Source organism: Agrococcus sp. Ld7 (assembly GCF_045064095.1).
Taxonomy (GTDB): Bacteria; Actinomycetota; Actinomycetes; order Actinomycetales; family Microbacteriaceae; genus Agrococcus.
On record NZ_JBISGY010000026.1, the window covers coordinates 220,515 to 233,249 of the forward strand.

Consider the following 12,735-nt stretch of genomic DNA (forward strand, 5'->3'; position numbering starts at 1 on the left):
GATGCGCGTGCTGCTCGCCGGCGGCGGCACCGCCGGCCATGTGAACCCGCTGCTCGCGACCGCGCAGCGGCTGCGCGAGCGAGACCCCGATGCGCAGATCACCGTGCTCGGCACGGCGGAGGGCCTCGAGCGCGAGCTCGTGCCGCGCGCCGGGCTCGAGCTCGTCACGATCCGGAAGCTGCCCTTCCCGCGTCGGCCGGACGTCGACGCGCTGCGGTTCCCCGGCCGCTGGCGCAGCGTCGTGCGCGAGGTGCGCGCGCTGCTGCGGGAGCGGAGCTTCGATGTCGTGGTGGGCTTCGGCGGCTACGCCGCCGCCCCCGCCTACCGCGCCGCGCACCTCGAGCGGGTGCCGATCGTCATCCACGAGGCGAACGCGAAGCCGGGCATGGCCAATGTGCTCGGTGCCCGCTGGAGCGACTTCGTCGGGCTGTCGTACCGGTCGACGACGCTCGAGGGCGAGTTCGTCGGCATGCCGCTGCGGCCGGAGATCACGAGCCTCGACCGCGTCGGCATGCGCGCCGAGGCTGCAGCAGCGCTGGGCCTGGATCCGGATCGACCGACCCTGCTCGTCACCGGCGGCTCCCAGGGTGCCCGCTCGATCAACCGCGCGATCGTCGCGGCGGCCCAGCAGATCGTCGACGCGGGATGGCAGATCCTGCATCTCTCCGGCGGCAGGCAGACCGACTTCGAACCGGCCGTCGTCGACCACTACGTCGCGATCGAGTACCTCGACCGGATGCACCTGGCGCTGGCGGCCGCCGACCTCGTGGTGTGTCGAGCCGGCAGCCTGACGGTCTCTGAGCTCATGGCCGTCGGCCTGCCAGCGATCTACGTGCCGCTGCCCTACGGCAACGGCGAGCAGGGCATGAATGCCGCTGACCAGGTTTCCGCTGGTGGCGCACTGCTCGTGGACGACGCCGCGTTCACGGCAGAATGGATCCAGACGCAGCTCGTCCCGCTGCTGCGGGACGCCGATCGGCTCGCCGAGATGGCCTCCGCGAGCGCGGGGGCGGGCGCGAGCGACGGCAGCGACCGCATGTGCGATCTCATCGAGCGGGCCGCGGCCACGAGGAGGCAGTCGTGATCGAACCGGACTTCACCCAGCCCATCCCCGAGCGGATCGGGCGGGTGCACTTCATCGGCATCGGCGGATCCGGCATGTCGGGCATCGCCCACATGATGCTCGATGAGGGCATCGCAGTGTCGGGCTCCGACCGCTCCGGCTCGGCGACCGTCGACCGGCTGATCGAGCGCGGGGCGACGGTCTCGGTCGGCCATGCGGCCGAGCACGTCCCCGTGGGGGACGAGCGGGCCGACGCGGTCGTCGTGACGAGTGCGCTGTGGCCCGACAACCCGGAGCTGCTCGCGGCCCGCGAGCACGGCATTCCGGTGCTGCATCGCTCGCAGGCGCTGCACGTGCTCGCGCGCGGCAAGCGGGTCGTCGCCGTCGGGGGCGCGCACGGCAAGACCACCACCACCGGCATGCTGGTCGTCGGCCTGCACGGGCTCGGCGTCGACGCCGGCTTCGTCAACGGCGGCGTGATCGCCGGGCTCGACGCCTCGAGCGGCCACGGCACCTCCGACATGTTCGTGCTCGAGGCCGATGAGTCCGACGGCTCCTTCCTGCTCTACGACGTGGCGGTCGCGCTGATCACGAACGTCGACACCGACCACCTCGACCACTACGGCACCCCCGAGGCGTTCGACGAGGCCTTCGCCGAGTTCGCCAACCGGGCGAGCGAGGCGGTCGTCATCTCCGCCGACGACGAGGGGGCGCAGCGGCTGCGCCCGCTGATCTCGCACGAGCGCGTCGTGACCTTCGGCGAGCACGAGGACGCGGACGTGCGGATCGTCGAGATCCGCACGGGCGTCACGGCATCGTGCACCCTGGCCGTCGGAGACGAGCGCATCGAGCTCGAGGTGGGCGTGCCGGGGCGCCACAACGCGGTGAATGCCGCGGGCGCGCTCGCGACGCTCGTCGCGCTCGGATTCGCGCCGGCCGACATCGCCCATGCGCTCGCCGCCTTCCGCGGCACCGGTCGTCGCTTCGAGCTGCATGGCGAGCGACGCGGCGTGCGCGTCTTCGACGACTACGCCCACCACCCGGCGGAGGTCGACGCGGCGCTCACCGCCGCCCGCACCGTCATCGGAGCGGGCCGCATCATCGCCATCCACCAGCCGCACCTCTACACGCGCACCCGCGACATGGCGGGCGAGTTCGCCTCGGTCTACGAGCGCGTCGCCGACCACACGGTGGTGCTCGACGTGTACGGCGCACGGGAGGACCCCATCCCGGGCGTCACGGGCGCGCTGGTCGCCGACCGCTTCGTCGACGCGACCGGCGTCGACTTCCTGCCCGACTGGCAGGCGGCCGCCGAGCGCGCTGCCGCGCTCGCGCGCCCGGGCGACATCATCGTCACGCTCTCCTGCGGCGATGTCTACCGCATCATCCCGCAGGTGCTGTCGGCGCTCGAGGACGCCGACGACGCGTGAGGCGACCCGACGGCTTCGATCGCCCGCTCGACGGGGAGGCCCCCGCCTCGCCGTCCCCGTCGAATCCGAGCGACGCGGCTGCAGAGGTGCGAGAGGTCGTCCGGCTCGACGCCCTGCGGCGTCGGCGCGAGCGCGCGGAGATGCTCGCCGGCGAGACCCAGGAGCCGCGTCGCTGGGCGCTGAGCGCCTATGCCGATCTGGATCGCACCGACGACGCCGACGACGTCGACGTGCCCGCAGCGGGTGCGGACCCGTCGGTCACGCACACCGCCGACGAGCACGGGGTGCGGGGGAGCGGGTCGAACGCGCAGCGCGTCGACCGCGCCTGGCGGCTCGCGCAGCGCGAGCAGCGCAGGCTCGATCGCGAGGAGCTCAAGGACAGCAAGCGCGAGGCTCGCGCCGCCACACGCGCGCGCGCTCGCGCGGAGCGCGAGGAGGTCCGTCGATTCACGGCGTCCCGCCGTCGGCAGCTGCGTGCCGCGCTGCTGGGCGTCGGCGGACTCGTGCTCGCGCTGCTGGTGCTCGTGGGCCTCGTGTACTCACCGCTCATGTCGGTGCGCGAGGTGCGCGTGGAGGGCACCGAGCGCATCGACCCCGCGGCCGTCGAGGCCGCGCTCGCCGACCAGGTCGGGGAGCCGATCGCGACGGTCACCGAGGCTGAGGTCGCCGCGCGGCTGCAGTCGATCCCGCAGATCGAGTCGTTCCGCGTCGATGTCGTACCGCCATCCACGGTGATCGTGCGGCTGATCGAGCGTCGCCCCGTGGCGATCGTGGAGTCGGCCGAGGGGGTCTCCGTCATCGACGCCGCCGGCGTCGTGCTCGGTGCCGTGGATGCGAGCACCGAGGCGCTCCCGCGCCTCTCGGGGGTCGAGCTCGGCTCGGAGGAGTTCGAGGCGGTCGCGACCGTGCTCGTGTCGGTGCCGAGCGACGTGCTGGTGCAGACCGAGACGATCGAGGCATCGACGCCGTCCGACATCCGGCTGACGCTCAGCACCGGGCAGACCGTGCAGTGGGGTGGGGCGGAGCAGAGCCCGCTGAAGGCGGACGTGCTCGCCGCGCTGATGGCGACGCAGGAGCCCTCTGCGGCGGCAGTGCTCGATGTCCGTGCTCCCGAGCACCCGGTGGTGCGCGAGTCCTGAGGCGTCGCCGCCTGCTCGTGAACCTGACGATTCTTTTTCTTGTCGTATCCGGGCGCGACACACCCCTTCGGTGCCGAGCGCACGCCGCCCGCGCCCGTACCGTCGGAGTTGTCAGCATGAAATGAGGAATTCTCTAAACTTCAAGTAGAGGTTGAGAGTTCGATCGAGGGGCCGGGCACGTGACTTCCAACAACAACTACCTCGCCGTCATCAAGGTGGTCGGCGTAGGCGGTGGCGGTGTGAATGCCGTCAACCGCATGATCGATCTGGGCCTGCGAGGCGTCGAGTTCATCGCGATCAACACCGACGCGCAGGCACTGCTGCTCAGTGACGCCGACGTCAAGCTCGACGTCGGCCGTGAGCTCACCAAGGGTCTCGGCGCTGGTGCCGACCCCGAGGTCGGCAGGCGAGCGGCCGAGGACCACGCGGAGGAGATCGAGGAGGCCCTCTCGGGGGCCGACATGGTCTTCGTCACCGCGGGCGAGGGTGGCGGCACCGGCACGGGCGGCGCCCCGGTCGTGGCGCGCATCGCCAAGAGCCTCGGTGCGCTCACCGTCGGCGTCGTGACGAAGCCGTTCTCGTTCGAGGGCCGTCGTCGGCAGGCGCAGGCCGAGACCGGCGTCGAGGCGCTCAAGAACGAGGTCGACACGCTCATCGTGGTACCGAACGACCGACTGCTCGAGATCTCCGACATGGGCATCTCGATGGTCGAGGCGTTCGAGACCGCCGACCAGGTGCTGCTCGCGGGTGTGCAGGGCATCACCGACCTGATCACCACGCCCGGCCTCATCAACGTCGACTTCGCCGACGTGAAGTCGGTCATGCAGGGGGCCGGCAGCGCGCTCATGGGCATCGGCTCCTCGCGGGGCGCCGACCGGGCCATCAAGGCTGCGGAGCTCGCGGTCGCCAGCCCGCTGCTGGAGGCGAAGATCGACGGCGCACACGGCGTGCTGCTGTCGATCCAGGCCGGCAGCAACCTGGGCATCCACGAGACCTACGATGCGGCGAAGCTCGTGCAGGAGGCCGTGCACCCGGAGGCGAACATCATCTTCGGCACGGTCATCGACGACACGCTCGGCGACGAGGTGCGCGTGACCGTCATCGCCGCCGGCTTCGACGGCACGGGGCCGATCACGAAGGACGACGACACGGTCATCCGCACCGCCGCGCGCGAGGAGATGGGGCTGCGGGCTTCTGCTCCCAGCACGCCGTCGGCGCCGCGCGTGGAGGAGCCTGCCGAGCGTCGCGCGGTGCCGGCGCCGCCGGTCGCCGACCACCTCACGGGCCCCGTGCAGCCCCTCACCCAGGTGGACGAGGAGGAGGACGAGTTCCTCCCCGACTTCCTGCGCTGAGACCGAATCGTGACCGACAGCCCCGCCGCGCGCCTGACCGCCTTCCTCGAGGATCTCGAGCAGGCGCGTCAGGCGCGCGACGTGACGGTGGTGGTGGTCACGAAGTTCCACCCGGTCGAGCTCGTGCGCGAGCTCGCCTCGACCGGGCATCGCGACTTCGGCGAGAACCGGCACCCCGAGGCGCGCGACAAGGCGACCGCGCTGGCCGACCTCGACCTCACCTGGCACTTCCTCGGCCAGCTGCAGCGCAAGAAGGCGCGCCAGGTCGCGCGCTACGCAGACGTGCTGCACTCGATCGACTCCCTGGAGCTGGTCGAGGCGCTCGAGGGCGGCGAGCCGGAGGACGACCGCCCGGTGCGGGATGCGCTGGTGCAGGTCAACCTGACCGACGACCCCGCGAGAGGCGGTGTCGCTGCGGCGGGCCTGGAGGCTCTCGCCGAGCGCGTCGCCGCTGCCGAGCACCTGCGGCTGCGCGGCGTGATGGCCGTCGCTCCGCTCGACGAGGAGCCCGGTGCCGCCTTCGAGCGGCTCGCCGCGTACGCCGAGCGCGTGCGCGGCATCGACCCGACGGCGGAGTGGATCTCCGCCGGCATGAGCGGTGACTGGCGCGAGGCGCTCCAGCACGGCGCGACACACCTGAGAATCGGCACCGCAATCACGGGAAACCGCCCGCGCGGCGGATAGCGTGAACGCACGCCACGAGGAGGATCCCATGAGCAACGCACTGAAGAAGGCGGCGATCTACTTCGGCTTCGCCGAAGAGGATGAGCTGACCCAGGAGGTCCGTCCTGTCGAGCGGGCCGAGGAGCACGACCGCGCGCCGCAGCAGCCGCGCGAACGCGTCGAGGAGCCGCGTCGTGCGCCCGTCACCAAGCTCCGCACGAGCCAGAAGGTGAACGACATGAGCGAGATCCTGACGGTGCACCCGCGCCAGTACAAGGACGCGAAGGCCATTGCAGAGGCGTTCCGCGACGGCACGCCCGTGATCATCAACCTGTCCCAGATGACCGACGGCGACGCGCGCCGCCTGATCGACTTCTCCGCCGGCCTCACGCAGGGCCTGGAGGGCCGCATCGAGCGCGTCACGACCAAGGTCTACCTGCTGACGCCGGAGCACATCGCGGTCTCCGGAGGCCGCGGCGTCGACGAGGACGTGGACGCAGCCGTCTTCGCCCACTGACGCGGTGACGATCGTCTCGATCCTCGCCTGGGTCGTCCACACTGCACTGCTGGTCGCGTTCTACGTCCTCTGGGCGCGGATCATCCTCGACTTCGTCCGGCAGATCCGTCGTGATTGGCGCCCAACGGGCTTCTGGCTCTTCATCTCCGTCTGGCTGCTGCGGCTCACCGATCCGCCGCTGCGCTTCGTGCGCCGGTTCGTGAAGCCCGTGCGCATCGGCGGCGCGATGCTGGACATCGCGATGCTGGTGCTGCTGCTCGCACTGCTCCTGCTGACGACCATCATCAGCCCCCTCCGCTTCGTCTAGCGGCGCTTCGCCGATGAGCGCCGCCCCGACGTGAAGCGCGCGGCAGGGCGCTACGATCTCGGAAGCGAATCACGCCGGGTACAGTGAATGTGTGCTGTCTGCCTCCCGGCAGGACCCTGACCTAGAAAGGCACGCCATGGCTCTCACTCCTGATGACGTCGTCCACAAGCGCTTCGAGACGACGCGCTTCCGGGATGGCTATGACCAGGACGAGGTCGACGACTTCCTCGACGAGGTCGTCACGGAGCTCCGCCGGCTGACGGAGGAGAACGAGACGCTCCGCGCCGAGAACGAGCAGCTCAAGTCCGGCAGCGCCCCGGCTGCGTCGGCCGACGGCGATGTCGAGTCCGTCGCGCGCCCGGACGCGGCAGAGCTCGGCTCGCTGCGCGCCGAGAACGAGCGCCTCACCAAGGAGCTCGCCGACCGCGACGCCGCCGCAGCGGCGGCCGACCAGGCCGCTGCAGACGCGCAGCCGGCTGAGCAGGACCAGTCCGCCGGCCAGGAGGCCGAGGCCCCCGCAGCCGCCGACGTCCCGGCGCAGGCATCGGCATCCCCCTCGGTCGCCAACGCCGACAGCCTCCTCGCCCTCGCGCAGCGCGTGCACGACGAGCACGTCGCCGCCGGTGAGCAGAAGCGCGACGAGCTGATCGCCGCGGCGGAGGCTCGCGCGCAGGAGATCGAGGATGCAGCCGAGCAGCGCAAGGCCGTGCTACAGGGCGAGTTCGACGACAAGAAGGCAAAGCTCGACGAGCTGAAGGCCGGCCTCGAGACGAAGATCGACGAGCTGAAGAGCTTCGAGCGCGACTACCGCCTCAAGCTGCGCGGCTACATCGAGAGCCAGCTTCGCGACCTCGACCGCTCCTCCTCGCTCGCCTTCGGCGGGCAGAGCGGCAGCTGAGCGGCTCGGTGACCGACGACAGCGCAACGCACAGCGCAGCGGCGGTCCCGCGCACGACGACCTGGCGGATGCTGGGTCTCGTGCTCGGGACCGCCGTCGTCGCGTGGGTGGCCGACTTCCTCGCCAAGGAGTGGGTGCTGTCCTCGATGCGCGAGGGCGAGCAGCGGCAGGTGCTGGGCGAGGTGCTGCAGTGGCACTTCGTGCGCAACCCGGGTGCGGCATTCTCCTTCGCCGAGGGCTCGACCTGGATATTCACCATCCTGGCCGCGGCGGTCGCGGTCTTCATCATCACCCAGGTGCGGCGCATCCGCTCCGCACTCTGGGCCGTGGCATTCGGTGGCCTGCTGGGCGGCACGCTCGGCAACCTCACCGATCGCTTGACGAGGGAGCCCGGATTCTTCGTCGGTCACGTGATCGACTTCATCCAGGTCTGGGGCTTCCCCGCGATCTTCAACATCGCCGACATCTGCATCGTCGGCTCGATGATCGGCGTGGTGCTGCTGGTGCTGAGCAACATCGGCCTCGACGGCAGGCGCCACACCGACGAGCCGAAGCACACCGCCGACGTCGACCCCGATGCGACGCAGCCGCTCGACCCCGAGGATCGGCCCTGATGGAGACCCGGTTCCTGCAGGTGCCGCCGGGGCTCGACGGCGTGCGCGCCGACGCGGGCCTCGCGAAGCTGCTCGGCCTCTCGCGCACGGCTGTCGTCGGCATGCTCGAGGCCGGCGGCGCGGTGCAGGACGGCGGCGTGCTCGGCAAGTCGGACCGGCTGCGCGGCGACGCGTGGCTCGACCTGTCGTGGCAGCCGCGTCAGGAGCCGACCATCGTCCCCACGCCGGTGCCCGACCTCGGCATCGTGCATGACGACGGCGACATCGTGGTGGTCGACAAGCCCGCGGGCGTCGCCGCGCATCCCTCGGTCGGCTGGCAGGGGCCCACCGTGGTCGGCGCGCTCGCCGCCGCGGGCTTCCAGATCGCCACATCCGGCGCCGCGGAGCGGCAGGGCGTCGTGCATCGGCTCGACGCCGGCACGAGCGGCCTGATGGTGGTGGCGAAGAGCGAGCGCGCCTACACACGGCTGAAGGCCGCGTTCCACGACCGCGAGGTCACGAAGATCTACCACGCTGCGGTGCAGGGCCACCCGGACCCGCTCACGGGCACGATCGACGCGCCGGTGGGCCGGCACCCGAGCCACGAGTGGCGCTTCGCGGTCGTCTCCGGCGGCAAGCACGCGATCACCCACTACGAGACGCTCGAGGCCTACCGCGGCGGCAGCCTGCTGGAGGTGAACCTGGAGACGGGGCGCACGCACCAGATCCGCGTGCACATGGCCGCCAGGAGGCATCCGTGCCTGGGCGACGCGATGTACGGCGCTGACCCGACCGTGAGTGAGCGGCTCGGTCTGACGCGCCAGTGGCTGCACGCGCTGCGGCTGGGATTCGCGCACCCGGCGACGGGGGAGCGGGTGCTGTTCGAGTCGGGGTACCCAGCAGCGCTCGCCCACGCGCTCGAGCTGCTCCGCGAGGAGTAGCCGCCCCGGCCTGTCGAGTGGGCACTCCGACGTAGGATCGGGGGTGCCATGGCAGATTCTTTCGCGCACCTCCACGTCCACACCGAGTACTCGATGCTCGACGGCGCCGCACGCATCAAGGACCTGATGCAAGCGGTCGATGCCGAGGGGATGCCGGCGGTCGCGATGACCGACCACGGGAACATCTTCGGCGCGTTCGAGTTCTGGAAGGCGGCCAAGGAGCGGGGCGTCAAGCCCATCATCGGCACCGAGGCGTACATCACGCCCGGCACGCACCGCAGCGACAAGACCCGCGTGAAGTGGGGCGACCAGGGGACCGCCTCCGGCGACGACGTCTCCGGCGGCGGCGCCTACACGCACATGACGCTGCTGGCCGAGAACAACGATGGGCTCCACAACCTGTTCCGGCTCTCGTCCTACGCCTCGATGGAGGGGTTCTACTTCAAGCCCCGCATGGATCGCGAGCTGCTCGAGCGCTACTCCAGCGGGCTCATCGCGACCACCGGCTGCCCTTCCGGCGAGGTGCAGACGCGCCTGCGCCTCGGGCAGTTCGACGAGGCGCTCACGGCGGCCGCCTCCTACCGCGACCTCTTCGGCGCCGACAACTACTTCCTGGAGCTCATGGATCACGGGCTCGAGATCGAGCGCCGCGTGCGCGAGGGCCTGCTCGACATCGGCAAGCAGCTCGGCCTGCCGCTGCTGGCGACGAACGACCTGCACTACACGCGCGCAGAGGACGCCAAGAGCCACGACGCACTGCTGTGCGTGCAGTCGGGCTCGACCATGGACGATCCGAACCGCTTCCGCCTCGACGGCGGCGGCTACTACGTGAAGTCCGCCGCCGAGATGCGGCACCTCTTCCGGGACTTGCCGGGCGCCTGCGACAACACCCTGCTCGTCGCCGAGCGCTGCAACGTCGAGTTCGACACCAGTGCGAACTACATGCCGCGCTTCCCCGTGCCGGAGGGCCACGACGAGCACACCTGGTTCCGGCACGAGGTGCAGGCGGGCCTCGAGCGCCGCTACCCGGCAGGCATCCCGGATGCGGTGCAGACGCAGGCGGAGTACGAGATCGGCGTCATCTCGGGCATGGGCTTCCCCGGCTATTTCCTGGTGGTCGCCGACTTCATCAACTGGGCGAAGGACAACGGCATCCGGGTGGGCCCCGGCCGCGGATCCGGCGCCGGTTCCATGGCCGCCTACGCGATGCGCATCACCGACCTCGATCCGCTCGAGCACGGGCTGATCTTCGAGCGCTTCCTGAACCCCGACCGCGTCTCGATGCCCGACTTCGACATCGACTTCGACGATCGACGCCGCGGTGAGGTGATCCGCTACGTCACCGAGAAGTACGGCACCGAGCGCGTCGCGCAGATCGTCACCTACGGCACGATCAAGCAGAAGCAGGCGCTCAAGGATGCCAGCCGCGTGCTCGGGTTCCCGTTCGGCATGGGCGACAAGCTCACCAAGGCGATGCCGCCGGCCATCATGGCGAAGGACATCCCGCTCGCGGGCATCACCGACCCCTCGCACGAGCGCTACAAGGAGGCGGGCGACTTCCGCGCGCTGCTCGAGACCGATCCCGATGCCAAGACGGTCTACGAGACCGCGCTGGGGCTCGAGAACCTGAAGCGGCAGTGGGGCGTGCACGCGGCCGGCGTCATCATGTCCTCCGACCCGCTGATCGACATCATCCCGATCATGAAGCGGGAGCAGGACGGCGCGATCATCACGCAGTTCGACTACCCCGCGTGCGAGTCGCTCGGACTGATCAAGATGGACTTCCTGGGGCTCCGGAACCTCACGATCGTCTCGGACGCGCTCGACAACATCCGCGCGAACCGGGGCGAGGAGATCGACCTCGACACGCTGCCGCTCGACGACCGCGGCGCCTACGAGCTGCTGGGCCGCGGCGACACGCTCGGTGTCTTCCAGCTCGACGGCGGGCCGCTGCGCTCGCTGCTGCGGCTCATGAAGCCCGACAGCTTCGGCGACATCTCTGCCGTCATCGCGCTGTACCGACCGGGCCCCATGGGCGCCGACTCGCACACGAACTACGCGCTGCGCAAGAACGGGCTGCAGCCGATCACGCCGATTCATCCGGAGCTCGAGGAGCCGCTGGCCGAGATCCTCTCGGAGTCCTACGGCCTCATCATCTACCAGGAGCAGGTGATGGCGGTCGCGCAGAAGGTCGCCGGCTACTCGCTCGGCCAGGCCGACATCCTGCGGCGCGCAATGGGCAAGAAGAAGAAGGAGGAGCTCGACAAGCAGTTCGAAGCCTTCTCCGCAGGCATGATCGAGCGCGGCTACTCGGCTGAGGCCGTCAAGGAGCTGTGGGGCATCCTGCTGCCCTTCTCCGACTACGCCTTCAACAAGGCGCACTCGGCCGCCTACGGCGTCATCTCCTACTGGACGGCCTTCCTCAAGGCGCACTACCCGGCCGAGTACATGGCGGCGCTGCTCACGAGCGTGGGCGACTCCAAGGACAAGATGGCCATCTACCTCTCGGAGTGCCGCCGGATGGGCATCACGGTGCTGCCGCCGGATGTCAACGAGTCGACCCTCTACTTCACGGCGGTGGGCGACGACATCCGCTTCGGCCTCGGTGCCGTGCGCAACGTCGGCGAGGGCGTCGTCGACGGCATCATCGCCGCGCGCGAGCGGGAGGGCGCGTTCGCCTCGTTCCACGACTTCCTCAAGAAGGTGCCGCTCGGCGTCGCCAACAAGCGCACGGTCGAATCGCTCATCAAATCGGGCGGCTTCGACACCATGGGCGTCACGCGGCGCGCGATGCTCGAGATCCACGAGGATGCCGTCGACGCGGCCGTGTCGATCAAGCGCAACGAGGCGAACGGGCAGGTCGACCTCTTCGGCGACATCTTCGACGACCTCGACACCGTCGCCGATCGGGTGCCGGAGCGGCCGGAGTGGGGCAAGCAGGACAAGCTCGCCTTCGAGCGCGAGATGCTCGGCCTCTACGTCTCCGACCATCCGCTCTCCGGGCTCGAGCTGGAGCTCGCGAAGCATGCGACGCACCAGATCCAGGAGCTGCACGAGAGCGTGGAGGACGGCGACACCGTGAGCCTCGCGGGTCTCATCACGAGCGTGCAGCACCGCGTCGCCCGCAACTCCGGCAACCCCTACGGGATCATCGCGCTGGAGGACTTCAGCGGCGAGCTCGAGATCATGGTGCTCGGCAAGACCTACACCGAGTTCCGCGCGGCGCTGCAGGCCGACCAGGTGGTGGTGGTGCGAGGCAGGGCGCGCAGCCGCGACGACAGCATCACGCTGCACGCCAACGCCATCGACACACCTGACGTGCAGCCGATCGACGAGACGCGACCGCTCGAGCTGCGGATCCCGGAGCGGCGGGCGTCGATGACGGCGATGCGCGAGCTGCGCGGACTGCTCGAGCGGCACGCGGGCCCGACCGACGTGCGGATCGCGCTGCAGCGGCCAGACCTCGAGCGGGTCTTCGCGCTGCCGCAGCAGGTGCGGGTCTCCTCCGACCTGTTCGGCGAGCTCAAGTCCCTGCTGGGCCCCGCCTCCATCGCGTAAGGGTCTCGAGACGGCGACGGGCTGCGCCCGCCGCCTCCTCGACCAACGATCGTAGGTCGAGGCGCGCTCGGCGGAGCCGCGCGCGTCACGAGACCGGCCCCGCGTCCCCCGCGTTCGTAGGTCGAGGAGCGCTCGGCGAAGCCGTGCGCGTCACGAGAGCGGTTCCCCGCGTCCCCCGCGTTCGTAGGTCGAGGAGCGCCCGGCGCAGCCGGCGCGTCACGAGACCGGTTCCCCGCGTCCCCCGCGTTCGTAGGTCGAGGAGCGCCCGGCGCAG

Annotated in this window: 11 protein-coding genes; all 11 read left to right on the forward strand. The window is 70.5% G+C overall.

Translation table 11 applies throughout. The annotated features are described in order from the left end of the window. The first annotated feature begins 1 nt into the window (after position 1). Positions 2–1,084 (forward strand): undecaprenyldiphospho-muramoylpentapeptide beta-N-acetylglucosaminyltransferase, encoded by a 1,083-nt coding sequence (gene murG / locus ACJJVL_RS05870; RefSeq protein WP_405217426.1) that lies wholly within the window; start codon positions 2–4, stop codon positions 1,082–1,084. After that, positions 1,081–2,493, forward strand: a complete 1,413-nt coding sequence (gene murC / locus ACJJVL_RS05875) for a UDP-N-acetylmuramate--L-alanine ligase (RefSeq protein ID WP_405217427.1) — start codon at positions 1,081–1,083, stop codon at positions 2,491–2,493. The genes murG and murC overlap by 4 nt, the downstream gene beginning before the upstream one ends. Further along, on the forward strand, positions 2,490–3,632 hold the full coding sequence (locus ACJJVL_RS05880; protein WP_405217429.1) for an FtsQ-type POTRA domain-containing protein: 1,143 nt from the start codon (positions 2,490–2,492) through the stop codon (positions 3,630–3,632). The genes murC and ACJJVL_RS05880 overlap by 4 nt, the downstream gene beginning before the upstream one ends. Positions 3,633–3,811: 179 nt before the next feature. Then, on the forward strand, positions 3,812–4,984 hold the full coding sequence (gene ftsZ / locus ACJJVL_RS05885) for a cell division protein FtsZ (protein WP_405217431.1): 1,173 nt from the start codon (positions 3,812–3,814) through the stop codon (positions 4,982–4,984). A 9-nt stretch (positions 4,985–4,993) separates the two neighbouring features. Further along, positions 4,994–5,668: a YggS family pyridoxal phosphate-dependent enzyme gene (locus ACJJVL_RS05890; RefSeq protein ID WP_405217432.1), complete on the forward strand. Its 675-nt coding sequence runs from the start codon at positions 4,994–4,996 to the stop codon at positions 5,666–5,668. 28 nt (positions 5,669–5,696) lie between these two features. Further along, positions 5,697–6,164 carry a cell division protein SepF gene (locus tag ACJJVL_RS05895; RefSeq protein WP_405217433.1) on the forward strand — a complete coding sequence of 156 codons (468 nt, stop codon included), beginning with the start codon at positions 5,697–5,699 and terminating at the stop codon, positions 6,162–6,164. A gap of 4 nt (positions 6,165–6,168) precedes the next feature. Continuing rightward, entirely contained in the window at positions 6,169–6,471 is a 303-nt protein-coding gene (locus tag ACJJVL_RS05900; RefSeq protein ID WP_405217434.1) for a YggT family protein, read from the forward strand. Between the two features lie 136 nt (positions 6,472–6,607). After that, positions 6,608–7,369: a DivIVA domain-containing protein gene (locus tag ACJJVL_RS05905; protein WP_405217435.1), complete on the forward strand. Its 762-nt coding sequence runs from the start codon at positions 6,608–6,610 to the stop codon at positions 7,367–7,369. 8 nt (positions 7,370–7,377) lie between these two features. Then, a complete protein-coding gene (gene lspA / locus ACJJVL_RS05910) occupies positions 7,378–7,983 on the forward strand; it encodes a signal peptidase II (protein WP_405217437.1) in 606 nt (201 codons plus the stop codon). Next, positions 7,983–8,903 (forward strand): RluA family pseudouridine synthase, encoded by a 921-nt coding sequence (locus ACJJVL_RS05915; RefSeq protein ID WP_405217438.1) that lies wholly within the window; start codon positions 7,983–7,985, stop codon positions 8,901–8,903. Before lspA ends, ACJJVL_RS05915 begins: the two co-directional genes overlap by 1 nt. Before the next feature lie 48 nt (positions 8,904–8,951). After that, entirely contained in the window at positions 8,952–12,461 is a 3,510-nt protein-coding gene (dnaE, locus tag ACJJVL_RS05920; protein WP_405217440.1) for a DNA polymerase III subunit alpha, read from the forward strand. Positions 12,462–12,735 lie beyond the last annotated feature (274 nt).

Bases quoted from the DNA above. Each gene is read 5' to 3' on its own strand.
- ACJJVL_RS05905 (WP_405217435.1), top strand. From the start codon at position 6,608: ATGGCTCTCACTCCTGATGACGTCGTCCACAAGCGCTTCGAGACGACG.
- ACJJVL_RS05895 (WP_405217433.1), top strand. From the start codon at position 5,697: ATGAGCAACGCACTGAAGAAGGCGGCGATCTACTTCGGCTTCGCCGAA.
- dnaE (WP_405217440.1), top strand. From the start codon at position 8,952: ATGGCAGATTCTTTCGCGCACCTCCACGTCCACACCGAGTACTCGATG.
- murG (WP_405217426.1), top strand. From the start codon at position 2: ATGCGCGTGCTGCTCGCCGGCGGCGGCACCGCCGGCCATGTGAACCCG.
- ACJJVL_RS05915 (WP_405217438.1), top strand. From the start codon at position 7,983: ATGGAGACCCGGTTCCTGCAGGTGCCGCCGGGGCTCGACGGCGTGCGC.